General features: G+C 68.8%; 20 protein-coding genes. 16 read left to right on the top strand and 4 right to left on the bottom strand.

What is annotated here, in order from left to right; translation table 11 throughout:
- Positions 1–33 precede the first annotated feature (33 nt).
- From U858_RS0101490 to U858_RS0101455, 8 genes are all read left to right on the top strand, one after another.
- Positions 34–1281, top strand: a complete 1248-nt coding sequence (locus U858_RS0101490; RefSeq protein WP_025135421.1) for an NAD(P)/FAD-dependent oxidoreductase — start codon at positions 34–36, stop codon at positions 1279–1281.
- Between the two features lie 7 nt (positions 1282–1288).
- Positions 1289–1858 (top strand): DUF3261 domain-containing protein, encoded by a 570-nt coding sequence (locus tag U858_RS0101485; RefSeq protein ID WP_029953420.1) that lies wholly within the window; start codon positions 1289–1291, stop codon positions 1856–1858.
- Entirely contained in the window at positions 1855–3054 is a 1200-nt protein-coding gene (locus U858_RS0101480; protein WP_025135419.1) for a beta-ketoacyl-ACP synthase, read from the top strand. Before U858_RS0101485 ends, U858_RS0101480 begins: the two co-directional genes overlap by 4 nt.
- A complete protein-coding gene (locus U858_RS0101475) occupies positions 3051–3506 on the top strand; it encodes a hotdog family protein (RefSeq protein ID WP_025135418.1) in 456 nt (151 codons plus the stop codon). The genes U858_RS0101480 and U858_RS0101475 overlap by 4 nt, the downstream gene beginning before the upstream one ends.
- On the top strand, positions 3503–4234 hold the full coding sequence (fabG, locus tag U858_RS0101470) for a 3-oxoacyl-ACP reductase FabG (protein ID WP_025135417.1): 732 nt from the start codon (positions 3503–3505) through the stop codon (positions 4232–4234). The genes U858_RS0101475 and fabG overlap by 4 nt, the downstream gene beginning before the upstream one ends.
- Positions 4234–5457 carry a beta-ketoacyl-ACP synthase gene (locus tag U858_RS0101465; RefSeq protein ID WP_025135416.1) on the top strand — a complete coding sequence of 408 codons (1224 nt, stop codon included), beginning with the start codon at positions 4234–4236 and terminating at the stop codon, positions 5455–5457. The genes fabG and U858_RS0101465 overlap by 1 nt, the downstream gene beginning before the upstream one ends.
- Positions 5458–5493: 36 nt before the next feature.
- Positions 5494–5934 carry a hypothetical protein gene (locus tag U858_RS0101460; RefSeq protein ID WP_025135415.1) on the top strand — a complete coding sequence of 147 codons (441 nt, stop codon included), beginning with the start codon at positions 5494–5496 and terminating at the stop codon, positions 5932–5934.
- Positions 5935–6070: 136 nt separating this feature from the next.
- A complete protein-coding gene (locus U858_RS0101455) occupies positions 6071–6532 on the top strand; it encodes a GatB/YqeY domain-containing protein (RefSeq protein WP_025135414.1) in 462 nt (153 codons plus the stop codon).
- 58 nt (positions 6533–6590) lie between these two features.
- Here the strand turns inward: U858_RS0101455 and dinB are convergent, their stop codons facing one another.
- A complete protein-coding gene (gene dinB / locus U858_RS0101450; RefSeq protein ID WP_025135413.1) occupies positions 6591–7673 on the bottom strand; it encodes a DNA polymerase IV in 1083 nt (360 codons plus the stop codon).
- A 183-nt stretch (positions 7674–7856) separates the two neighbouring features.
- Between dinB and U858_RS0101445 the strand changes: the two genes are divergently transcribed.
- Positions 7857–8282, top strand: coding sequence for a PaaI family thioesterase (locus U858_RS0101445; protein ID WP_025135412.1), 426 nt, complete (start codon positions 7857–7859; stop codon positions 8280–8282).
- A 273-nt stretch (positions 8283–8555) separates the two neighbouring features.
- Here U858_RS0101445 and U858_RS0101440 read toward each other — a convergent pair whose 3' ends face one another.
- A complete protein-coding gene (locus tag U858_RS0101440) occupies positions 8556–8993 on the bottom strand; it encodes a BPTD_2524 family lipoprotein (protein ID WP_025135411.1) in 438 nt (145 codons plus the stop codon).
- A 182-nt stretch (positions 8994–9175) separates the two neighbouring features.
- Here U858_RS0101440 and U858_RS0101435 point away from each other — a divergent pair, with 182 nt between their 5' ends.
- Entirely contained in the window at positions 9176–11080 is a 1905-nt protein-coding gene (locus tag U858_RS0101435; protein WP_369797628.1) for an alpha/beta hydrolase family protein, read from the top strand.
- On the opposite strand, the gene U858_RS0101430 is transcribed toward U858_RS0101435, so the two are convergent.
- Entirely contained in the window at positions 11070–12296 is a 1227-nt protein-coding gene (locus U858_RS0101430; protein WP_025135409.1) for a GGDEF domain-containing protein, read from the bottom strand. The genes U858_RS0101435 and U858_RS0101430 overlap by 11 nt on opposite strands.
- A 554-nt stretch (positions 12297–12850) precedes the next feature.
- On the opposite strand from U858_RS0101430, the gene pgaA reads away from it, so the two are divergent.
- Genes pgaA through pgaD form a run of 4 tightly spaced genes read left to right on the top strand, consistent with a single transcriptional unit; the run spans position 12851 to position 19203 of the window.
- Entirely contained in the window at positions 12851–15373 is a 2523-nt protein-coding gene (pgaA, locus tag U858_RS0101425) for a poly-beta-1,6 N-acetyl-D-glucosamine export porin PgaA (RefSeq protein WP_025135408.1), read from the top strand.
- A gap of 7 nt (positions 15374–15380) precedes the next feature.
- Positions 15381–17420: a poly-beta-1,6-N-acetyl-D-glucosamine N-deacetylase PgaB gene (gene pgaB / locus U858_RS0101420; protein WP_025135407.1), complete on the top strand. Its 2040-nt coding sequence runs from the start codon at positions 15381–15383 to the stop codon at positions 17418–17420.
- A complete protein-coding gene (gene pgaC / locus U858_RS0101415; protein ID WP_025135406.1) occupies positions 17417–18754 on the top strand; it encodes a poly-beta-1,6-N-acetyl-D-glucosamine synthase in 1338 nt (445 codons plus the stop codon). The genes pgaB and pgaC overlap by 4 nt, the downstream gene beginning before the upstream one ends.
- The gene (gene pgaD / locus U858_RS0101410) at positions 18751–19203 is read left to right on the top strand and encodes a poly-beta-1,6-N-acetyl-D-glucosamine biosynthesis protein PgaD (RefSeq protein WP_025135405.1); all 453 of its coding nucleotides are present in this window, start codon (positions 18751–18753) and stop codon (positions 19201–19203) included. The genes pgaC and pgaD overlap by 4 nt, the downstream gene beginning before the upstream one ends.
- Here pgaD and U858_RS0101405 read toward each other — a convergent pair whose 3' ends face one another.
- Positions 19204–20469, bottom strand: a complete 1266-nt coding sequence (locus U858_RS0101405) for an MFS transporter (RefSeq protein WP_025135404.1) — start codon at positions 20467–20469, stop codon at positions 19204–19206.
- Between the two features lie 202 nt (positions 20470–20671).
- On the opposite strand from U858_RS0101405, the gene U858_RS0101400 reads away from it, so the two are divergent.
- Together U858_RS0101400 and U858_RS0101395 are read left to right on the top strand one after the other, a co-directional pair.
- Positions 20672–21475: a helix-turn-helix domain-containing protein gene (locus U858_RS0101400; RefSeq protein ID WP_025135403.1), complete on the top strand. Its 804-nt coding sequence runs from the start codon at positions 20672–20674 to the stop codon at positions 21473–21475.
- A 216-nt stretch (positions 21476–21691) separates the two neighbouring features.
- The gene (locus U858_RS0101395; RefSeq protein ID WP_025135402.1) at positions 21692–24379 is read left to right on the top strand and encodes a penicillin-binding protein 1A; all 2688 of its coding nucleotides are present in this window, start codon (positions 21692–21694) and stop codon (positions 24377–24379) included.
- Positions 24380–24448: the final 69 nt, after the last annotated feature.

Raw genomic sequence — 24448 nt, 5'->3', positions numbered from 1 at the left:
TCTTTCTATCGATTCTTCAAGGAAACATCCGGCATGGAACATCGGGAAGTGGTTGTCATCGGGGCAGGCCCCGCCGGGGCGGTGGCCGCCGCGCTGCTCAAGCGCCAGGGGCACGACGTCCTGGTGCTCGAACGCCAGCAGTTTCCGCGCTTTTCCATCGGCGAAAGCCTGCTGGCCCACTGCCTTGAATTCATCGAAGAAGCCGGCATGATGCCGGCCGTGCAGGCGGCCGGCTTCCAGGTCAAGAACGGCGCCGCCTTCGCCCGCGGCGAACGCTATACCTACTTTGATTTCCGCGACAAGTTCACTGCCGGCCCCGGCACCACCTTCCAGGTGCAGCGCGCCCAGTTCGACAAGGTGCTGGCCGACGACGCCGCGCGCCAGGGGGTAGACGTGCGCTACCAGCAGGAAGTGACCGCCGCCGATTTCTCGGGCGACGGCCCGCTCCTGGACGTGCGCGGCGCCGATGGCAGCCAATACCAGGTGCGCAGCCGGTTCGTGCTGGACGCCAGCGGCTACGGCCGCGTGCTGGCGCGCCTGCTCGATCTGGAACGGCCGTCGTCGATGCCGCCGCGCAAGGCCATCTTCACCCACATCGAAGACCGCATCGACGACCCCGGTTTTGACCGCGACAAGATTCTCATCAGCGTGCATCCCGAACAAAGCGGCATCTGGTATTGGCTGATTCCGTTCTCGAACGGCCGCTGCTCGTTCGGCGTGGTGGGCGGACAGGACCTGTTCGGCGGCCCCGACCAAGACCTGATGACCACCCTGCGCGCCATGGCCGACGCCGCCCCCAACCTGAAGCGGGTGCTGCGCAACGCCGTGTGGGACACGCCCGCCAACACCATCGGCGGCTATTCCGCCAGCGTCACCCGGCTGCACGGCGAGGGCTTTGCCCTGCTGGGCAACGCCGCCGAATTCCTGGACCCCGTGTTCTCGTCCGGCGTCACCATCGCGCTGCGCTCGTCCAAGCTGGCCGCCGACGCCCTGCACCGCCAGCTGGGCGGCGACACCGTCGACTGGCAGGCCGATTTCGCCGACCCGCTGATGGTCGGCGTCGAGACCTTCCGCGCCTACGTGCAAGGCTGGTACAGCGGCGAATTCCAGGATGTGGTCTTCTATGAAAATGCCCAACCCGAGATCCGCCGCATGATCAGTTCGATCCTGGCCGGCTACGCCTGGGACCAGACCAACCCGTTCGTGGCCAGCCCGCAGCGCCGCCTGCGCATGCTGAGCGAACTGTGCCGCGCGCCCGGCGCCGAACCGGTACCCGCCTGACCCGCCCATGACGCCTGCTTTCTTCCCGTTCCCGCCGCTGGCGCGCGCCATCCGCCACACGGCCGCAGCCGCGCTGGCCCTGGCGCTGCTGGCCGGGTGCGCCGGGGCGCCGCCGGTGCCTGCCCGACTGGCGCCGTTCGACCTGCCGCGCCAGCTGCACGTGGTGCAGTCGCGCCCCGGCCAGCCCGTGCAGGACACGCTGCTGGTGGTACAGCGCGAGGCCGGCGCCACGCGCTGGTCGCTGTTCGACCCCATGGGCGTGCCGCAGGCGCGCCAGATGCTCGAAGACGGCCGCTGGCGCAACGACGGCTTCCTGCGGCCCAACGCCCAGGCGCGCGACCTGTTCGCCGCCCTGGTGTTCGCCTGGACACCCGAAGCCGAACTGGACGCCGCTTATGGCGCGGGCAGCTGGCGCGCCAGCCAGGCGGCCGACGGCGCAGCGCAGCGCGAGCTGCTGCAACGCGGCCAGGCGCGCTGGACCGTACGCTGGCCGCAAGGCGCGGCCGCGGGCGAACTCGATATCCGCGATGCCGACGGCGGCACCTGGCACGTCGCGCCGCTGAAGGAGCAGCCATGAACACCTGGTTGAGCACCCCGGGCGTGGTCTGCGCGCTGGGCGCCGGCATCGAGACCGTGGCGCGCGCCGCCCTGGCCGGCGACACCGGCGGCATGCACCGCCAGGCCGGCTGGGTCGCCGGCCGCGAACTCACGCTGGGCGCCTGCGCCACGCCGCTGCCCGCCATCCCCGACACCTTTGCGGCGCATCACCACAGCCGCAACAACCAGTTGCTGCTGGCCGCGGCCCGCCAGATCGAAGCCCCGCTGCGCGCGGCGGTGGCCCGCCACGGCGTGCACCGGGTCGCCGTGGTGCTGGGCACCAGCACGTCGGGCGTCAACGACAACGCGCCCGCGTTCCGCCCGCTGGCGGCCGAGGGCGCCTGGCCCGCCAGCTACGACTACCGGCGCCAAGTGCTGTCCGCGCCCGCCTCGTTCCTGGCCGAATGGCTGGGCGCCACCGGCCCGGCCTACACGCTGTCCACCGCCTGCACCTCCAGCGCCCGCGCCTTGCTGTCCGCGCGGCGCCTGCTGGCCCTGGGCCTGGCCGATGCCGTGGTCTGCGGCGGCGCCGACACGCTGTGCCGCCTGACGATCAATGGCTTCGCCACCCTGGAAGCGGTGGACGAAGCCCTGTGCCTGCCGTTCTCGGCCAACCGCCGCGGCATCAACATCGGCGAGGCCGGCGTGCTGTTCCTGATGCAGCGCGAATCCACCGGCGATGACGCGGTGGCCCTGCTGGGCGGCGGCGCCAGTTCCGACGCCTGGCACATGTCCGCGCCCGAACCCACCGGCGCCGGCGCGCTGCAGGCCATGCGCGCCGCCCTGCGGTCCGCCGACCTGGTGCCCGCCGACATCGGCTGGGTCAACCTGCACGGCACCGGCACCCAGCACAACGACGCCATGGAAAGCCTGGCGGTGCACGCGCTGTTTGCGCAAGGCGTGCCGTGCGCCTCGACCAAACCCCTGACCGGCCACGCGCTGGGCGCCGCCGGCGCGCTTGAAGCGGCGCTGGCCTGGATCACCCTGGCGCCGGCCAACGCCGACGGCCGGCTGCTGCCCCACGTGTGGGACGGCCAGCCGGACCCGGCCCTGCCCGCGCTGGACTTCTCCACCACGCAGCACCGCTATGCGCCGGGCCGGCCACGCGTGGCCATGAGCAATTCGTTCGCCTTCGGCGGCAACAACGCCAGCCTGATCCTGGGGACGCCATCATGACCGCCTGGCCCATCGCCAGCCTGCTGCCGCACGCAGGCAACACGATCCTGATCGACGAGGTGCTGGCGCACGACGCCGACAGCCTGACCGCGCGCGCGGTCGTCAAGCCCGGCCCCTACTCGCTGCCCGACGGTTCGCTGCCGCCGTGGCTGGGCCTGGAACTCATGGCCCAGGCCGTGGGCGCCTGGGCCGGCTGCCAGGCCCGGCTGGCCGGCACCGCCGTCAAGCTCGGCTTTCTGCTGGGCACGCGCCGCTACGATTGCCACGCCGACAGTCTGCCGGCCGGCGCCGTGCTCACCATTCCCGTCAAGCGCGGGTTCATCGACGACAGCGGCATGAGCGTCTTCGAATGCGAACTGCGCGACGGCGACCGCCTGCTGGCGGCCGCCCGGCTGAACGTCTACCAGCCCAAGGACCCCAACGTTTTCATCCAGGAAGATTCGCCCCAATGAGCGCCGCTCCCATTCTCGTCACCGGCTCCAGCCGCGGCATCGGCCGCGCCATCGCGTTGGCCCTGGCCGACGCCGGCCACGACCTGGTGCTGCACTGCCGCCAGCAACGCGCCCAGGCCGAAGCCGTGCAGGCTGAAGTCGCCGCCCGCGGCCGCCAGGCACGCGTGCTGCAGTTCGATGTGGCCGACCGCGCCCAGTGCGCCGCCGTGCTGCAGGCCGACACCGACGCCCATGGCGCCTACTACGGCGTCGTGCTCAACGCCGGCCTGACCCGCGACGGCGCCTTTCCCGCCCTGACCGGCGACGACTGGGACCAGGTGCTGCGCACCAACCTGGACGGCTTCTACAACGTGCTCAGCCCGCTGGCGATGCCCATGATCCGCCGCCGCGCCCCCGGCCGGGTGGTCTGCATGGCATCGGTCTCGGGGCTGGTCGGCAACCGCGGCCAGGTCAACTACAGCGCGTCCAAGGCCGGCCTGATCGGCGCCGCCAAGGCCCTGGCCGTGGAACTGGCCAAGCGCCAGATCACCGTCAATTGCGTGGCCCCCGGCCTGATCGACACCGACATGATCGACGAGCACGTGCCCGTCGATGAAATCCTGAAAGCCATTCCCGCCCAGCGCATGGGCCGCCCCGAAGAAGTCGCGGCCACGGTCGCATTCCTGATGTCGCCCGGCGCCGCCTACATCACGCGCCAGGTCATCGCCGTCAACGGAGGTCTTTGCTGATGAAACGCGTCGTCATCACCGGCATGGCCGGCATCAGCGCGCTGGGGTCCGACTGGGCCACCATCCAGCAGGCGTTCCAGGCCGGCCGCAGCGCCATCCGGGTCATGCCCGACTGGTCGCGCTACACCGAACTGAACACCCGCCTGGGCGGCCCCATCGACGACTTCCAGGTGCCCGCCCACTGGACCCGCAAGCAACTGCGCAGCATGGGCCGTGTGTCGCAGCTGAGCGTGCGCGCCGCCGAACTGGCGCTGGCCGACGCCGGCCTCCTGGGCGACCCGACCATCGCCGATGGCCGCATGGGCGTGGCCTGCGGCTCGTCGGTCGGCAGCACCGCCGAAATCCGCGCCTTCGGCAACATGCTGCTGAACGGCGTCACCGACGACCTGAACGCCAATTCCTACGTGCGCATGATGCCGCACACCACTGCGGCCAACGTCGGCATCTTCTTTGAACTGAAGGGCCGCATCATCCCGACGTCCAGCGCCTGCACCTCGGGCAGCCAGGGCATCGGCTACGCCTTCGAAGCCATCCGCTACGGCCGCCAGGCCCTGATGCTGGCCGGCGGCGCCGAAGAACTGTGCCCCAGCGAAGCGCTGGTGTTCGACGCCCTGTACGCCACCAGCCAGAAGAACGACACGCCCGAACTGACCCCGCGCCCCTACGACCGCGACCGCGACGGCCTGGTCATCGGCGAAGGCGGCGGCATGCTGGTGCTGGAATCGCTGGAACACGCCCAGGCCCGCGGCGCCACGATCTACGCGGAAATCGTCGGCTTCGGCAGCAATTCCGACGGCACCCACATCACCCGGCCCGAAGCCCGCACGATGCGCATCGCCATGGAAATGGCGCTGGCCGACGCCGGCCTGGCGCCCGACGCCATCGGCTACGTCAACGGCCACGGCACCGCCACCGAGCAAGGCGACATCGCCGAAACCCAGGCCACCCACAGCCTGTTCGGCGCGCGCATGCCGATCAGCTCGCAGAAAAGCTACCTGGGCCACACCCTGGGCGCCTGCGGCGTGCTGGAGTCCTGGTTCAGCATCGAAATGATGCGCAGCGACTGGTACGCGCCCACGCTCAACCTGCAGAACGTCGACCCGCGCTGCGGCGACCTGGACTATCTGCGCGAAGGCCGCCGCATGAGCCACGAATACGTCATGAACAACAACTTCGCCTTCGGCGGCATCAATACGTCGCTGATTTTCCGCCGCTGGCCTTGAAACCCTTCCCTCAACCTGTCACCTGGAACGCAACCCATGAACGTCTCCCATAAGCTGTTTGGCGCCCTGGCCCTGTCGCTGGCCTGCTCGGCCCCCGTGCTCGCCCGGGACACCTCGGTCTACCAGCCCCTGCAAGCGGCCGTTGACGCCGCGCTGGCCGGCGGCAAGATCGACGGCAGCGTCAAGTTCTACATGGCCGGCACCGGCCCCAAAGGCAAGGTCGTGGAAGCGGGCGTGGTCACCAACCGCAAGACCAACGCCGTCGGCAAGTCCGACGACGAAGCGTGCCTGTGGGTCGCCCAGTCGGCCGTGATCGCCCTGCACGAAGCCGCCAAGAAGGCCGGCGCCAATGCGGTCACCAATATCGTCAGCTACTACCGCAAGAACGAATACAGCAACAAGATCAACTACGAGTGCCATGCCGGCGCCACCGTGGCGGGCGTCGCCCTGCGCGGCGACCTGACCAACGTGAAGTGATCCTTGCCCGGGGCCCGGGCCGACGCCCTGCCCCCGGCTGCCCTGCGGGGCGCACCGACGCGGATGTCCGCCACCCGCCCTTGACCCGGGCCGGTTAAACTTCCGCTTTGCCGCAACACCACACAAAGGTTCCCCCATGAGCTCCGCTACGCTCAAGACCCGCCTGTCCGACGCCGTCAAGGACGCCATGCGCGCCAAGGCGAGCGAACGCCTTGCCACCCTGCGCTTCCTGCTGGCCGCGGTGAAGCAGAAAGAAGTGGACGAGCGCCGCGACCTGACCGACGCCGAAATCACCGCCATCATCGAAAAGCAGGTCAAGCAACGCCGCGAATCCATCGCCGCGTTCGAGCAGGCCGGCCGCACCGAAACCGCAGAACAGGAAAAGGCCGAATTGGTCGTGCTGCAGGAATTCCTGCCGCAGGCCGCCACGCCTGAAGAAGTGGCCGCCGCCATCGACGCCGCCTTGGCCGACGTGGCCGCCCAGGGCGTCACCGGCGCGCCGGCCATGGGCAAGGTCATGGCCCTGCTCAAGCAATCGCTGGCCGGCCGCGCCGACATGACCGCGCTGTCGCAGCAAGTCAAAGGGCGGCTCGCCTGAAGCCGCCCGCCAGCGCCATCGCGCTGGACCCGGCGTAGCCGGGTACGGTGCGCCCCCGCTAGAACGCCCCGCCGAACAGGTCCGGCTGGCGCGACTGCTCGGCGGGGTCGGCGAAATTGCTCATGCCCACCCCGGCCAGCCGGTACAGCGTATCGGCCGGCAATTCCACCCGTTCGCACAGCAGCCGCGCCACCGCCGCCAGTTCGGCGGCGGACGACGGCGGATTGGGGCTGGTCTGGCTGCGCGTCAGGATGCGAAAGCGGTCGGTCTTGAGCTTGAGCACCACCGTGCGGCCCAGCGCGCCCTTCTTCAGCGCCTGGTCCCAGACCTTGTCCGCCATGCGGTCGATGGCATCGCCCAGCGCATCCAGCCGGATATCTTCCGAAAACGTGGTTTCGGCCGACACCTGCTGCAGCGGCTGGTCGGTCTGCACCTCGCGTTCGTCGATGCCCCGCGCCAGTTCAAACAGGCGCCGCCCATAGCGGCCGAAATAGTGTTCGAGTTCTTCGGCGCCGTGCGTGGCCAGGTCGCCCACGGTATGGATGCCCAACTGTTCCAGCCGGGCCTGCGTCACCTTGCCCACGCCCGGCACCTTGCGCACCGGCAGCGGCTGCAGGAATTCCAGCACCTTGGTCGGGCGGATCACGAACTGGCCATCGGGCTTGTTCCAGTCGGAAGCGATCTTGGCCAGGAACTTGTTGGGCGCAATGCCGGCCGACGCGGTCAGGCCGGTTTCGGTGCGGATCTGCTGGCGGATCACCTGCGCCACCTCGGTCGCTGACGGCAGGCCCAGCTTGTTGACGGTGACGTCCAGGTAGGCCTCGTCCAGCGACAAGGGTTCGATCAGGTCGGTATGACGGGCGAAGATCTGGCGGATCTGGCGCGAGACGTCGCGGTACCGGTTGAAATCGGGCGGCACGTAGACCGCCTGCGGACAGAGCCGCTGCGCGCGGATGGCCGACATGGCCGAATGCACGCCAAAGCGGCGCGCCTCGTACGACGCGGCGCACACGACCGAGCGCGGTCCGGTCCAGGCCACCACCACCGGCTTGCCGCGCAGGTCGGGGTTGTCGCGCTGTTCCACCGACGCGTAGAACGCGTCCATGTCGATGTGTACGATCTTGCGGCTGGGCTCGCTCATGGGGCAAAACGGTTGCAGGCAAAACGGGCGCGGACCACGCAACGGGTTCGATCAACGAACACTATCGAATGCCCCCTGGACGCTTGCCGGACACCTGGGGGGTGCCAGGCCATGCGCGCGCCGGAAAAGTGGATATTATGACCGGCAAATTCCTGTCTTATTCCTTTCCCGCACACCGCTTCCATGACTGCAACCGCAACCCCCGCCCCGGGTGAGTATTTCGGCCTGGCGATTCCCTTCATGAGTTTTCTGGGCCTGGTGCCCGAAAGCATCGCGCCGGCCTACGCCCGCACCACGCTGCCCTGGCGCCAAGACCTCACCAACAGCCGCGGCGACGTGCACGGCGGCACCCTGATGAGCGTGCTGGACTTCACCCTCAGCGCCGCCGCCCGCGGGTCGGCCGACGCCACCGAAGGCATGGCCACGATCGACATGAACACCACGTTCCTGTCCCCCGCCACCGGCGACCTGGTCATCGAAGCCCGCTGCCTGCGCCGCGGCGCATCCATCGCCTTCTGTGAAGGCGACATCCGCCGCGCCGACGGCGAACTCGTCGCCCGCGCCACCGCCACCTTCAAGATCATCCGCCGCCGACCCGGCGGCGATTAATCCTTCGCCAGAATCAATAGCGCTCGCTAGAACAGCCACCCGGCCGCCCGGCCGCCCGAAGGCCGGGTAGCCCCCTTGGGGGGCAGCAAGCGCGAAGCGCGCAGCGTGGGGGCCCATATCCCTCTCGGCCGCCCGAAGGCCGGGTAGCCCCCTTGGGGGGCAGCAAGCGCGCGAAGCGCGCAGCGTGGGGGCCCATATCCCTCTCGGCCGCCCGAAGGCCGGGTAGCCCCCTTGGGGGGCAGCAAGCGCGCGAAGCGCGTGCGGCGTGGGGGCTCACCGCTTGGCCGGGGGACGCGGGTCCAGCGGCATGTAGGACGAGCACGACGTCAGGTTGTAGTAGATCGCGTCCTGCATGGCGCGCATCGCGGCCGCGTCCCAGGTGCCCTTGCCCCACATCACGATGCGGGTGTCGGTGGTCTTGGGGCCCGCCGCCTTGAGATCGACGCGGGTCATTTCGTTGTCGGTGTAGGGGGCCAGCACCCGCACCACGCCGGACTGCGCGCTTTCGTCCAGGTTGGCCACCACGCGGTAGGCGTTGTCGGTGCTGCGCAGGCAGGCATTGGCCTGGCGCACGACGGTCGCGTAGGCGTCCTTGTAGTTCACGGGCGCCTTGAATTCGCTGTGCGGCGACGCGCTGTCTTGCGAGATGCCGAGCGAGCAGCCCGCCAGGCCCAGGGCCAGCGCCGACACCGCGACCAGATTCCTAACCATGTGTTTCTCCAGATTGATAGCCGCGATTATCCCGCAAACGAGGCAATCCCGGGGACCGCTCCCGGCGGGACAATTCGGTCACCCGGCGGTTCGACACCCCGGGCGCGGCTATGGCATTATCGATGAGTCCGGCGGCAAGTGCAGCCGGCTGCATCCGTCGGAGGTCCGCCTTGCTCTCATTCATGAAACACACCCTTCTGGCTGCCGGCATCGTCGGCGCTTCGCTGGGCGCTCACGCCGCGCAGCCCCCCCGTGCCTACCCGCTGAAAGACTTCTTCCGCAACCCGGAACGCGGCTTTTTCCGCCTGGCCGACGACGGCAAGACCCTGGGCTTCATGCAGCCCACCAGCGTGGACGGCAAGCCGCCCCGCATGAACATCTACGTGCAGGCCCTGGAAGGCAGCAAGCCGGTGGGCGAACCCCGCAAGCTGACCAGCGAAACCGCTCGTGACATCAGCAATTTCTTCTGGAAAGGCCCCGATGTCGTGCTCTACCAGAAAGACTTCGGCGGCGACGAGAACTTCCACGTCCTGGCGGTGGACGCCAAGACCGGCAAGATCACCGACCTGACCCCGTATGACGGCGTGCGCGCCAGCATCGAAGACGATCTCGAAGACGATCCCGACCACATCCTGATCAGCCACAACCAGCGCGACCCGCAGGTGTTCGACGTCTACCGCGTCAACGTGCACACCGGCGCCGGCGTGCTGGTGGCCCAGAACCCCGGCAACATCGTCGGCTGGCAGACCGACCACGCCGGCAAGGTGCGCGCCGCCGTCACCAGCGACGGCCTGAACACCACCCTGCTCTACCGCGACAACGAAGCCTCGGAATTCCGTCCGCTGCTCACCACCGACTACCGCACCAGCGTCAGCCCCGCCTTCTTCACGTTCGACGACAAGAAGTTCTACGCCCTGTCCAACCGCGGCCGCGACAAGCTCGGCCTGGTGGTCATCGACCCGGCCACGCCCGACAAAGAAGACGAGATCTTCACCCCGGATACCGTCGACCTGGACGCCGCCGGCTTCTCGCGCAAGCGCCGCGTCCTGACCGTCGCGTCCTACCAGACCGACAAGCCGCAGTTCAAGTTCTTCGACAAAGAAACCGAAACGCTGTTCAAGAACCTGTCAGCCAAGCTCGAGGGCTACCAGTTCGCCATCCAGGGCGCCAACCGCGACGAAGACAAATTCATCGTCGCCGCCTACAACGACCGCACAGCAGGTTCGCGCTACATCTACGATGCCCGCGCCGACACCCTCAGCAAGCTGGCCGACATCAACCCGGCCCTGCCCGAGGCCGACATGGCGCGGGTGCAGCCCATCAGCTACCAAAGCCGCGACGGCCTGACCATTCACGGCTACCTGACGCTGCCGGCCGGCCGCGACCCCAAGAACCTGGCGTGCATCGTCAATCCGCACGGCGGCCCGTGGGCCCGCGACGGCTGGGGCTACAACCCCGAAGTGCAGTTCCTGGCCAACCGCGGCTTCTGCGTGCTGCAGATGAACTTCCGCGGCTCCACCGGCTATGGCCGCAAGTTCTGGGAAGCCAGCTTCGGCCAGTGGGGCCTGAAGATGCAGGACGACATCACCGATGGCGTGCAATGGCTGGTGCAGCAAGGCATTGCCGACCCCAAGCGCATCGGCATCTATGGCGCCAGCTACGGCGGCTACGCCACGCTGGCGGGCGTGACCTTCACGCCTGACCTGTACGCGGCCGCGGTCGATTACGTGGGCGTGTCCAACCTGTTCACGTTCATGAAGTCGATTCCGCCCTACTGGAAGCCGATGCTGGCCAAGATGCAGGACATGGTCGGCGACCCCGAACGCGACAAGGCGCGCCTGGCGGCCACCTCGCCCGCGCTGCACGCCGACAAGATCAAGACGCCGCTCTTCATCGCCCAGGGCGCCAAGGACCCGCGCGTCAACAAAGACGAAAGCGACCAGATGGTCAAGGCGCTGAAGGCCCGCGGCGTCGAAGTGGAATACATGGTCAAGGACAACGAAGGCCATGGCTTCCACAACGACGAAAACAAGTTCGAGTTCTACGAGGCGATGGAAAAGTTCTTCACCCAGCACCTCAAACCGTAGGGCTTTGCGCCGGCGTCGCCAACGCGGCGGCGCCGTCTTCCCGGGCCGCCTGGCGGCCCGGCAGGCGCCCGCTCCAGGCCATCTCGATGCGGTCGCGCCCCAGTTCCTTGGCCTTGTACAGCGCCAGGTCGGCGCGGGCCAGAATGCCATCGGCCGTATCGCCCGGCTGAAACGTCGCCACGCCACCGCTGGTGGTCATGCGCACTTCCTGCCCTTGCAGGGTCAGCGGCGAATCGCGCAACGCATCGCACACCCGCTGGGCCTGCACCAGCGCGTGGGCGGCATCGCAGCCGTACATCAGCAGCACGAATTCCTCGCCCCCCAGGCGGCCGAAACGGTCGCTGGCGCGCACCGCCTTGGGCACCACCTGGGCGAAGTGCCGCAACGCGCTGTCGCCCGCCGCGTGGCCGTAGCGGTCGTTGATGGACTTGAAGTGGTCGATGTCCAGCACCAGCACGGCCAGCCGGCCGTCGCCGCGCTCGCAGCGCTGCAATTCATGTTCCAGCTCGTCCAGGATGCTGCGGCGCGAATAGGCGCGGGTCAGGCTGTCGAAGGTCAGCGCGGCCTGCATCTGCTCGGACAGCGTCGTCTGGATCAACAGCAGCAGCGCCAGGAACAACGCCGGCACCGTCACCGAGCCACAGACGATGAAGAACAGCCCCCACGGCGCCGGGTCGAGCAGCGACACCGCATGGACCCAGCCGCTGCCATAGACCACGGCGCGCAGCGCGCTCAACGCGGCCAGGCCGAACATCGCCAGCATCACGTACAGCATCACGCCCGGCGTCTGGATGCGTTGGCGCTGGCGGTACGCCACCCGCCCCGTGGCGCCCATCAGCACACAGGTGTAGCCGGAAAACAGCGTCATGCGCCCGACCAGGTTATCCGTGGCGTACAGCATCAGCGCCATCGCCAGGATGCCGACGGCAGCGGCCACGGCGGCGCGCCGTGCGTGCGGGCGCAGGCCGAAGAACTGCCGCACGCCCACGTACACCAGGCTCATCGCGGCCAGCCATGCGGCGTTGGACACCATCACGTAGAGGCCGGGCGGCAGCAGGTCGGATGAGGCGTAGGCCAAGAGCGACAGCACCGCCAGCGCGTTGGCTGCCGTGAAGGCCCGCACGCCCTCGATGCCGCGCGCGTGAAACGGCAGCAATAGCGGCAGCGCCAGCGCCGTCGCCAGGCCCCAGACCAGAAAAAATAGAGCAGTCGTCATGTGTTTGCCGGCTTCTCGCCCCCGTGGGCGGTCGCCGTCGCTTGGAACATCTGTTGCACCGGATTCACAGTCGGGGACACGTTACACACCCGTATCTTTGACGTTTTTTGTTACCAGCGTGGCAAAAGCCACCTGCCATCTCCGTCGCATGAAACGTTCCGTGCCGGGTCGGCCCGACTGTCGGCATACCGCCACGACGGTTGTGCGGTATGCGGCAAAGAATACGCCAAGGGTTCGCACCGCGGCCCGTCCTTTGCACTAATTGACAGTTGGATCTGCCGAAAACCCATAAAGTTCGGCCTGTCGACGGCGCCGCCAGAAGCGCCGCGATCACGCCCTGCGGGCGTGGCGCGTACTAGCCATGCACTCCCGGATTTCCGCGCGAGTGCGAAGGTCCCCGTAGCGGGCGCCGCGCAGTGAAAAACCTGAACGCTCATTCCCTTCGCCGCCGGCGCCATTGGCGCTTGTGCTGCGCATGATTCGGCAACGCGGCCTGCCCGCGTCCGGCTGGCGGAGCCACGAGCGCCCATATTGCAACTGCGGAAGTGCTACAGATGCTGAAAAAAGGAACGCCCCGACGGGGCGAGGACGCCCGCCACGCTCTGCCCGCCCAGCGGATCCTGCCCGGACGGCGCACGGCCCGCCCCGGCTGGCAGGCGCTGACGGCCTGTGCGGTACTGGCGCCAGCCCTGGCTTGGGCCGCGCCGACCAACGATTACGACGCGCTGATCGCACGCGCCCGGGCCGGCGACTACGAACCTGCGCTGGCCATGCTGCGTGAGCAAGGGCCCGGCGCCGGCCGCCAGGCGGTCTACGACCATATCGTCATCGCCAGTTGGGCCGGCAAGCCCGCCGAAACCGTGGCCGCCTACGAAACGCTGCCGGCCGCCGCCGCCCTGCCCCCCGACATCCAGCTGGCCGCAGCGCGCGCCTATCGCGACCTGCAGCGTTGGCCCGAAGCCCTGGCCGCGTACCGTGCCGGCCTGCGCCGCCACCCCGGCCAGGCCGCCTTTGCCGCCGGTGAAATCATGACCCTGGCCGACGCCGGCCAGACCGCCGCGGCGCGCGAGGCCGGCCAGGCCTGGATCAAGCGCGAACCGCGCAACGCAGACGCCCGCCTGGCGCTGAGCTACGTCCACGTGCGCCTGCGCCAGCCGTACGAGGCCCTGCACCAGGCCGACCAGGCGCTGGCCATCGCCCCCGGCACGCCCTACGTGCTGCGCGAATATATCGACGCGCTCAGCCGCGCCCGCATGGCCGAACAGGCCTTGGCGCTGGCCCGCCAGCATCCCGACCTGTACAACGCCGCCCAACTGCGGCGCTTCGAGGCCGACGCCGTCGCCCAGCAGGTGCGGCTGGCGTCCATGCCCACCCGCAGCGAAGCCGAACGCTTCGTCATCGCCGATCGCGCGCTGGCCCGTTACGCCGACCTGATTCCCGCCTGGCAGGCGCTGGGCGAGCCGGCGCAGGCCGACGTGCTGCGCGCCCGCATCGACCGCCTGCATGCGCTGCACGCGCGGGTCCGCATGGCCGACCTGGTGGCCGAATACGAGGCGTTGCGCGCGCAGGGCGTGGCCGTGCCGCGCTATGCGCTGAACGACGTCGCGTCGGCCTACCTGTATCTGCGCCAGCCCGAAAAGGCGCGCGACCTGTACCGCGAGGTTGCCGCCGACGACGCCTGGCGCCAGGACGATCCCGAAGACCGCCTCAGCACCGAGACCGGCCTGTACTACGCGTTGGCCGAAGCCGAACAGTTCGACCAGACCGCCCCGGTCACCGATGCGGTCGGTTCGGGCTATGCCCCGTGGCTGTATTACAAGGGCCAGGCCACCCGCAACCCCAACGACCTGAAGCTGGCCAGCGCCCAGACCGTGGCGTCCGCGCGGCTGCTGGCCGACGACACGGTGGCCGCCCAGCAGCAACAGGAAGACATGGTCGCCAACGCGCCCAACAATTCCACGCTGCGCGCCGACCTGGCGTCCACCTACCGCAAGCGCGACTGGCCGCGGGCGTCCGAACGTGAACTGAAGCTGGCCGAAACGCTGGCGCCGCGCGCGCTGTCGGTCGAGAACGGCCAGGGCTTCACCGCCATGGATTTGCAGGAATGGCGCCAGGCCGAAGCCCTGTCCGCCGACACGCTGGCACGCGCGCCCGACGACCTGACCAGCCGCCGCCTGGCCCGCGAATGGGAAGTGCACAACAAGTCCGAACTGCGCATCGAAGGCTACCGCGGGCTGGCGTCCGACAGCCCGGTGAACGGCAATGGCGACTTCGGCATCGACGCGGTGCTGTACTCGCCGCCCATCGACTACCACTGGCGCGCCTTTGGCGGCGGCGGTTATGCCACCGGCAATTTCGAGGAAGGCCGCGGCAACTACCGCTGGCTGCGCACCGGCGTCGAGTGGCGCGGCCGCGACCTGACCGTGGAAGGCGAAGTCTCGACCCACAGCTACGGCCATGGCGTCAAACCCGGCGTGCGCCTGTCGGCCGCGTATGACCTGGACGACCACTGGCAGGTGGGCGGCGGTGGCGAAATCATGTCGCGCGAGACGCCGCTGCGCGCCTTGACCAACGACATCTCGTCCAACCGGCTGAACGGCTTTGTGCGCTGGCGCGCCAACGAGCGGCGCGAATGGACGCTGTCGCTGGCGCCGTCGCGTTTTTCCGATGGCAACCAGCGCTGGGAACTGGGCCTGGCCGGCCGCGAACGCGTCTACACCGCGCCGCACCTGAAGGCCGACCTGACGCTGGACCTGTCGACCCAGCGCAACAGCCGCGACGACGCGCCCTACTTCAATCCCCGCTCGGACCTGATGCTGCTGCCCGGCGCGCGCGTCACCCACACGCTGTACCGGCGCTACGAAACCGCGTGGGAACAGATCGGCACGCTCGGCGCCGGCACCTACACCCAGCAGGGCTACGGCACCGGCGGCGTCATCGCCCTGGGCTATGGCCAGCGCTACCGCGCCAACGACGTGCTGGACATGGGCGCCATGGTCACCGGCATCAGCCGCCCCTACGACGGCCAGCGCGAGCGCGAACTGCGCATCACGTTCGACCTTGCCTATCGCTTCTGAGACCGACATGCTGCTCAAGCTACCCACCCGCATCCTCCTGGCGGCCTTGCTGCTGGGGCTCATCCTGGTGCTGACCGCCTGCGCCAAGGACATTCCCGTCTACACGCCGCCATCCGCGCGCCCCGTGGCCGCGGCTGAACAACCCTGGCAATCCGGCCACTTCCTGGCGCTGGCCTACCACGACGTCGAAGACGAAGACCCCGACCAGGGCTTTCTCAGCGTGCGCACCGACCGCCTGGTCGACCAGCTGGCCTGGCTGCGTGAAAACGGCTACCAGGCCGTCACCGTCGACCAGATCCTGGCCGCACGGCAAGGCGGCGCGCCGCTGCCCGAGCGTGCCGTGCTGCTGTCGTTCGACGACGGCTACCGCAGCTTCTACACCCGCGTGCTGCCCATCCTGAAGGCCTACCGCTGGCCCGCCCTGCTGGCGCCCGTGGGCACCTGGATGGACACGCCGGCCAACAAGCCCGTGGACTTCGGCGGCAGCCCCGAACCCCGCGGCCGTTTCCTGAACTGGGACGAGATCCGCGAGATCTCGCAGTCGGGCCTGGTCGAGATCGCCGCGCACACCAACGCCTCGCACTACGGCGCGCTGGCCAATCCGCAAGGCAACACCGAGCCCGCCGCCGCCGTGCGCGCCTACGACGCCGCCACCGGCCAATATGAATCCGAAGCGCAGTTCAACGCCCGCATGGGCGCCGACGTGGCCGCCATCAGCCGCAAGATCGAACGCGTGACGGGCAAGGCGCCGCGCGTCTGGGTCTGGCCCTACGGCGCCGAAGGCGGCACCACCCTGCGCATCACCGCCGAGCACGGCTACCAGCTGGCCCTGACGCTGGAAGACGGCGCCGGCCGGCTCGACCGGCTGATGTCCACCCCGCGCCTGCTGCTGGCCAGCGATCCCGCGCTGAAGTCCTTCGCCAACAGCGTCGTGGGCATGGAAACCACGCCCTTCATGCGCGTGGCCCACGTGGACCTGGACTACGTCTACGACCCGGACCCGGCCCAGACCGACCGCAACCTGGGCGAGCTGGTGCAGCGCATTCTGGACATGCAGATCAACACGGTGTTCCTGCAGGCCTATTCGGACCCCACCGGCGACGGCCTGGTGCGTTCGGTGTACTTCCCCAACCGTTGGCTGCCGATGCGCGCCGATCTGTTCAACCGCGCCGCCTGGCAGCTGCACAACCGCGCCAACGTGATGGTCTACGCCTGGATGCCGGTGCTGGCCTATGACCTGGACCCGGCCATCGCGCGGGTCACGCGCTGGCAGCCGGACTCGCCCCAAGCCGCGCCCCAGCCCGACCCCGACCAGTACCGCCGCCTGTCGCCGTTCGACGCCACCGCGCGGGCCCGCATCGGCGACCTGTACGAAGACCTGGCGCGCCACGCGATCTTCGACGGCATCCTGTTCCACGACGACGCGGTGCTGTCCGACTTCGAAGACGCCAGCCCCGGCGCGCTGGCCGCCTACCGCGCCGCCGGCCTGCCGGGCGACATCGCGCAGCTGCGCGCCGACCCGGCCACGATGCAGCGCTGGACTCGCGTGAAGAGCCGCGCGCTGATCGACTTCACCGCCGAACTGACCGCCAAGGTGCGCGCCGTGCGCGGCCCGCAGATCAAGACCGCGCGCAACCTCTTCGCCATGCCGATCCTGGACCCGCAGTCCGAAGCCTGGTTCGCGCAGAACCTGGACGATTTCCTGGGCGCCTACGACTGGACCGCGCCGATGGCCATGCCGTTGATGGAAAACGTCCCCAAGGGCCAGGAAAACGCCTGGCTCGACCGGCTGGTCGACCAGGTGGCCAAGCGCCCCGGCGGCCTGGACCGCACCGTGTTCGAACTGCAGGCACGCGACTGGCGCACAGGCCCCGGCCGCCCCGAGGTGACGCCGGTGGACACCGCCGTGCTGGCCGGCTGGATGCAGCGCCTGCAACGGCGCGGCGCCCGCAGCTTCGGCTACTACCCCGATGACTTCTCGCAAGACCAGCCCCGGCTGCAAGGCATCCGGCCCGCCATCTCCGAAGCCTGGTACCCCATCCGATGATCGACCGACTGATCGCCCTGATTATCCTGCTGGCGGTGCTGGGCGCGCCGTTCGGCTTCACCATGATGCTGACCGGCCAGGCGCTGCTGGGCTTTGTCTTCTTCTACCCGCTGTTCATGTCCGGCATGTGGATGGCCGGCGGCCTGTATTTCTGGTGGCACTGGGAACGGCGCTGGGACTGGGGCCCCGGCCACCCGCCGCCCGCGCTTGCCGGCGACCCGCTGATCTCGATCCTGGTGCCCTGCTACAACGAGGCCGCCAACGGCGAAGAAACCCTGCTGGCCGCACTGGGCCAGCACTATCCCAACATCGAAGTCATCGCCATCAACGACGGTTCCAGCGATGACACCGGCCCGATGCTGGACCGCCTGGCCGCCCGGCATCCGCGCCTGCGGGTCGTGCACCTGGCGCAGAACCAGGGCAAGGCCATGGCGCTGCGCATGGGCGCGCTGGCCGCGCGCAGCGAATACCTGGTCTGCATCGACGGCGACGCCGTGCTGGACCCGGACGCGGCCGCCTACCTGGTGGCCCCGCTGATCGACAACCCGCGCGTGGGCGCCGTCACCGGCAACCCGCGCATCCGCACCCGCTCGACCCTGATCGGCCGCATCCAGGTAGGCGAGTTCTCGTCCATCATCGGGTTGATCAAGCGCACCCAGCGCGTCTACGGCCAGGTCTTCACCGTGTCCGGCGTGGTCGCGGCCTTTCGCCGCGCCGCGCTTGACCGGGTGGGCTACTGGAGCCTGGACATGATCACCGAAGACATCGACATCAGCTGGAAGCTGCAACGCGACCACTGGTCGATCTTCTACGAGCCGCGCGGCCTGTGCTGGATCCTGATGCCGGAAACGCTGCGCGGGCTGTGGAAGCAGCGCCTGCGCTGGGCCCAGGGCGGCGCCGAGGTGTTCCTGAAGAACCTGCGGTCGATCTGGACCTGGCGCCACCGCCGCCTGTGGCCGCTGATGCTGGAATTCTGCCTGTCCACCGCCTGGGCCTTCGCCTTTGGCGTGTCGGTGCTGCTGTGGCTGGTCAGCCAGGTCGTGACCCTGCCGCACAACATGCACATCGCCAGCCTGATGCCGCCCGCCTTCACCGGCATGATGCTGGCCGTGGTCTGCCTGCTGCAGTTCGCCATCAGCATCCTGATCGACCGCCGCTACGAGCCCGGCCTGTGGCGCGCGCTGTACTGGGTCATCTGGTATCCGCTGGCGTACTGGATGGTCAGTCTCTTCACCACCCTGGTCAGTTTCCCCAAAGTCATGCTGCGCAAGCAGGCCCGGCGCGCGCGCTGGACCAGCCCCGACCGCGGCATCAAATCTTCGGACGCCTCATGATCATCACCACGCAACGCTCGCGCGCGGGCTACCTGTTCGACCTGCTGCTGACCGCGGTGGGCTGGTTCGCCTTCGTCTACCTGTTCGGTTCCGGCATCGCCGCCATCCTGCGCGGCGCCGCCAGCGGCCCGCAGGCGCCGCTGTGGCCGACCTTCCTGCCCACGCTGCACACGCTGGCCGGCTACGCCCTGCTGGCGCTGGCCAACGCCGCCGTGCTGGTGGCCTGGGCCGTCTACAACCACCTGCGCTTTCGCGGCAAAGACCGCCGCCAGCCCATCGATGCCCTGAACGACCATCAACTGGCCATGAGCTTCGCGGTGACGCCGCAGCAACTGGCCCAGCTGCGTGGCGCCCGCGTCGCCGTCATCCACCACAGTGGCGATGGCGAAATCCGGGGCATCGAAGCGGCGCGGCCGCGGCTGGCGGCAGTGGCGGGCGCGGCGGCCTGATCAGGCCTGCTTGCGCGCTACCTGCTTGCGCTCCACATTCGGCAGCAGCACCGCCACCACGCCCAACAGCGGCAGGTACGCGCACACCTGGTACACATAGCCGATGCTGGTCGCATCGGCCAGCTTGCCCAGCGCCGCCGCGCCCAGGCCGCCCATGCCGAACGCAAACCCGAAGAACAGGCCGGCAATCATGCCGACCTTGCCTGGCACCAATTCCTGCGCATACACCACGATGGCCGAGAACGCCGACGCCAGCACCATGCCGATGATCACCACCAGCACGCCCGTCCAGAACAGGTTGGCGTAGGGCAGCATCAACGTGAACGGCGCCACGCCCAGGATCGACACCCAGATCACGATCTTGCGGCCGATGCGGTCACCCACCGGCCCGCCCACCACCGTACCCACCGCCACCGCGGCCAGGAACAGGAACAGGTACAGCTGGGCTTCCCGCACCGACAAGGCAAACTTGTCGATCAGGTAGAACGTGAAATAGCTGTTCAGGCTGGACAGATAGAAGTACTTGGAAAACACCAGCAGCCCCAGCACGCCCAGCGCGCCCAGCACCTGGTTGCGCGTCAGGCCGTTGCCGGCCCCTTCGCGTTTGGCCCGCGGCTTCAGGCGCACGCGGTTGGCGCTGTACCAGCGGCCAATGCCCGTCAGCACCACGATGCCGAACAGCGCCGCCAGCGAAAACCAGGCCACGCTGCCCTGGCCGTGCGGAATGATGAACAGCGCCGCCAGCAGCGGGCCCAAGGCCGACCCGACATTGCCGCCCACCTGGAACAGCGACTGCGCCAGGCCATGACGCCCGCCCGAGGCCATGCGCGCCACCCGCGATGACTCGGGGTGGAACACCGACGAACCCGTGCCCACCAGCACCGCGGCCACCAGCAGCCAGCCGAACGACGGCGCCACCGACAGCAGCAGCAAGCCCACCAGCGTGAAGCCCATACCCACCGGCAGCGAATACGGCTTGGGATTGCGGTCGGTATAGAAACCGATGAAGGGCTGCAGCAGCGACGCCGCCAATTGGTACACCAGCGTGATCAGGCCGATCTGCGCGAACGACAGGCTGAATGATTCCTTCAGCATCGGGTAGATGGCCAACAGGATCGACTGGATCATGTCGTTCATCAGGTGCGCCACGCTGATCGCGCCCAGCACCTTGAAGGCGGTGGACGGGTCGGACACGGCGGGGTTCGGCGCGGCCGCCGGGGCGGACAGGTCCGGCAGGTCGGCGGCGGGATTCTGGGCGGAATTCATGGGGTGGCGGGATCAGGAACAAAGGACCCTGCGCCGGCGATACGCCGCGAACAGGGGGCCATCGGGGCGACAAGACGCCCCGCACAGGCCCCAGTGTAGGAACGGCGGCTTTCCTCTGCCTGCCAATTTTCGTCGGGAAAGTGACAAAATAGCCTCATTCCCACCCTTATTTCGGGCTCATCCTATTGCTGGAAGTGACACCATGCCGACCCGGCCCACCCGCCCCGACCCCGCCCGCAGCATCGACGCGCAGGACTACCAGCACCGTCCGCGCAGCGTCACCGCCATGGCCAAGGAATTTTCGGCCGGCGCCCGCACCGGCGCCCACTCGCACCCGCGCGCCCAGCTGATCTATGCCGTCCAGGGTGTGATGCACGTCACCACGCCCAGCGGCTTCTGGGCCCTGCCGCCCCTGCGCGCGCTGTGGGTGCCGGCGGGCGTGCCGCATGGGGTCGACATGATCGGCGCGGTCTCGATGCGTTCGCTCTACATCCAGCCCGATGCCGCCCACACGTATTGGCCGCAGTGCCAGGTCATCGAGGTCAGCGGCCTGCTGCGCGAACTGATCCTGACCCTCACCGCCGAGCCCATCGACTACCCGCTGGGCGGCCGCGCCGAGCAGGTGGCCGCGCTGATCCTGTCCGAACTGGCCGCCGCCCGCGTGGTGCCGATCCAGATTCCGTGGCCGCGCGACCGCCGCCTGCAGACCATCTGCGAGGCCATCCTGGACCAGCCCGGCCTGCAGCGCGGCATCGAAGACTGGGGCAGCGAAGTCGGCGCCAGCGCGCGTACCTTGATCCGCCTGTTTCAAGCTGAATTGGGACTGAATTACCGACAGTGGGTGCAGCAGGTGCGCTTGGCCGATGCCGTCTGCCGCTTATCGTTGGGCGAACCGGTCGCGCGCATCGCGGCCGATCTCGGCTACCGCAGCCCCAGTGCGTTCAGCGCCATGTTCCACCGTGCGCTGGGTGCACCGCCGCAACGCTACCTGCAAAACGCCGCATGACATCTGCAACCGGCCTTGCCGTTTGTCACGGCGCGCAATACATTTCACGGCGCGCTTGTGCAGCGCCGCAGCGCGAAACCCGCGCAGCGCGTATGCTCAACCCCGTCCCTATATCCTTTACCCGTCGTGCGGACCATCCCGCCGGGCAAGTTTGGTTACTGAAACCTTCCGGTGCGGTCGCCGGTCTATGAAGGTTCTGCCCTAGAATCGCCAGCAATGAGCACCCCCCAGCAATCCTCCGCCACCCCGGGCGGCAAATCGGGCTTCCCCTGGAAACGACTCCTCATCAAGGCGGGCGTCGCCGTCGCCGGCCTCGGCGTCTGCGGGGCGGTGCTCGTCGGCCTGGCGCTGGCCCTGGCCTGGCCCAGCCTGCCCGACCTGCACGCCATGACCGACTACCGGCCGCGGGTGCCGCTGCGCATCTACACGGCCGACAAGGTCCTCATCGGCGAATACGGCGAAGAACACCGCAACGTGCTGCGATTCGATGAAATCCCGCCGGTCATGCGCCAGGCGGTGCTGGCCGCCGAAGACGACCGCTTCTACCAGCACGGCGGCGTCGACTGGATGGGCATGGTGCGCGCGGTGCTCGTCAACCTCGTCAAGCAGTCCAAGACCCAGGGCGGCAGCACCATCACCATGCAGGTGGCGCGCAACTTCTACCTGTCGTCCGAGAAAACGTATTCGCGCAAGTTCTACGAACTGCTGCTGACCTACAAGATCGAATCCGAGCTCACCAAGGACCAGATCCTTGAGCTCTACATGAACCAGATCTACCTGGGGCATCGCGCCTACGGCTTTGCCGCGGCCTCGCGCACCTACCTGGGCAAGCCGCTGGCGGAAGTCACGCCGGCCGAAGCCGCCATGCTGGCCGGCATTCCCAAGGCGCCGTCGCGCTTTAACCCCATCACGAATTTCCCGCGCGCCGAAATCCGCCAGCATTACGTGCTGGGCCGCATGAAGACGCTGGGCTACCTGACGCCCGAACAGGCCGACGAAGCCCTCAAGCAGCACATCACCATCCGCGGCGCCGACGGCTCCAGCACGCGCGGCTTCGCCATCCACGGCGACTACCCCGCCGAACTGGCGCGCCAGCTGATGTACGGCGTCTTCCAGGAACAGACCTACTCCAAGGGCATCGACGTCTACACCACCATCGATTCCAAGGCCCAGGAAGCCGCCTACCGCGCCGTGCGCGACGGCGTGCTGGACTACACCCGCCGTGCCGTCTACCCCGGCCCCGAAGACCAGATCGAGCTGCCCGACGGCGTTGAAAAAGACCCGGCCGCGCTGGACGACATCCTGGACGGCGTGCAGGAAAAAACGCCCGACAGCGAAGACCTGCTCGCCGCCGTGGTGCTGGCCGCCAGCCCCCAGGAAGTCACCGTGGCGCGCAGCGCCCGCGACATCATCACCATTTCCGACAAGAAGGCGCTGGCCGTGGTGGCGCGCGCCCTGAACCCCAAGGCCAGCGACAGCCAGCGCATCAGCCGCGGCTCGGTGGTCTATATCCACAAAAACGGCGACAGCTGGGAAATCATCAACATGCCGGCGTTGCAGGCGGCGCTGGTGTCGATGGCCCCGCAGGACGGCGCCATCCGCGCCATGATCGGTGGCTTCGACTACAACCGCGGCACCTTCAACCGCGTCACGCAGGCCTGGCGCCAGCCCGGTTCCAACATCAAGCCCTTCGTCTACGCCGCGGCGCTTGAACGCGGGCTGACCCCGGCCACGCAGATTTCCGATCAGCCCTTCATGCTGACCGCGGCCCAGACCGGCTCGAAAGACTGGCAGCCCAAGAACGACGGCAACCGCTACGAGCCCATGCTGACGCTGCGCCAGGGCCTGTACAAGTCCAAGAACATGGTCACCATCCGCATCCTGCAGGCCATCTCGCCGCAATATGCGCAGGACTACCTGACCCGCTTCGGCTTCGACAAGGCCCGCTGGCCGGCCGTGCTGCCGCTGGGCCTGGGCGCTGGCGGCGCCACGCCGCTGCAGGTGGTCAACGGCTACAGCGTCTTCGCCAACGGCGGCTACCGCGTCACGCCCTACCTGGTGGACCGCGTCACCGACCGCTCGGGCAACGTGCTGATGCAGGCCCAGCCCGTGGTGGCCGGCGACGCCGCCGCGCGCGCCATCGACCCGCGTACCGCCTGGGTCATGGACGACATCCTGCGCGGCGTCACCACCAGCGGCACCGCCGCGCGCGCGCACCAGGTGCTCAAGCGCAACGACGTCGGCGGCAAGACCGGCACCACCAACGAAGCCGTGGACGTCTGGTTCTCGGGCTTCACGCCCACCTTGGCCACCACCGTCTGGATGGGCTTTGACCAGCCCAAGTCGCTGGGCACCAACGAATTCGGCAGCGGCCTGGCCCTGACCACCTGGCTCGACTACATGCAGCCGGTGCTCAAGGGCGTGCCCGAAGCCAAGCCCGCGCCCCGGCCGGACGGCCTGTTGGTCGACAACGGCGAATACTATTTCTCGGAATTCCCGCCGGGCCAGGCCGTGGCCTCGCTGGACCTGTCCAGCGGCGACGCGCTGACCGACTTCCTGAACAACAACCGCTCGACCGACGGCGTGGACAACTCGGTCAAGCCCCTGCCGGTGCCGGGCGCCGCCGCGCCGCAAACGCAGGTGCCGCAAACGCAAACCCCGCAGGCGCAGGCGCCGCAAGGACAGCCGTTGCAAGCTCCCGGTACCGGCGCCCCGCAGCAAGCGCCCGTGGCCCAGCCCATTCCGGTGCCGGCGGCCGGCGGCGGCGTCCTCAGCAACGGGGGCAACAGCGGCAGCAATGCGCCCATTCCGCCGATCCCGGTGCCGCGCGTGGACGCAGGCAGCGATGGCGTGCGCACCAGTGCGGTCAATGGCAGCGGCCCGCTGGCCGCCCGCCCGCTGTAAACCGCGTTTTTCCCACCATCGTCATCCGTCGGCGCGCGATCGCGCGCCGACTCACGCCAGCGGCATTGC

Source organism: Achromobacter sp. DH1f, from assembly GCF_000633435.1.
Classification (GTDB): domain Bacteria; phylum Pseudomonadota; class Gammaproteobacteria; order Burkholderiales; family Burkholderiaceae_B; genus Achromobacter; species Achromobacter deleyi.
Note: the sequence above shows the minus strand (reverse complement) of the source record. Positions and strands in the feature narration are given on the sequence as shown.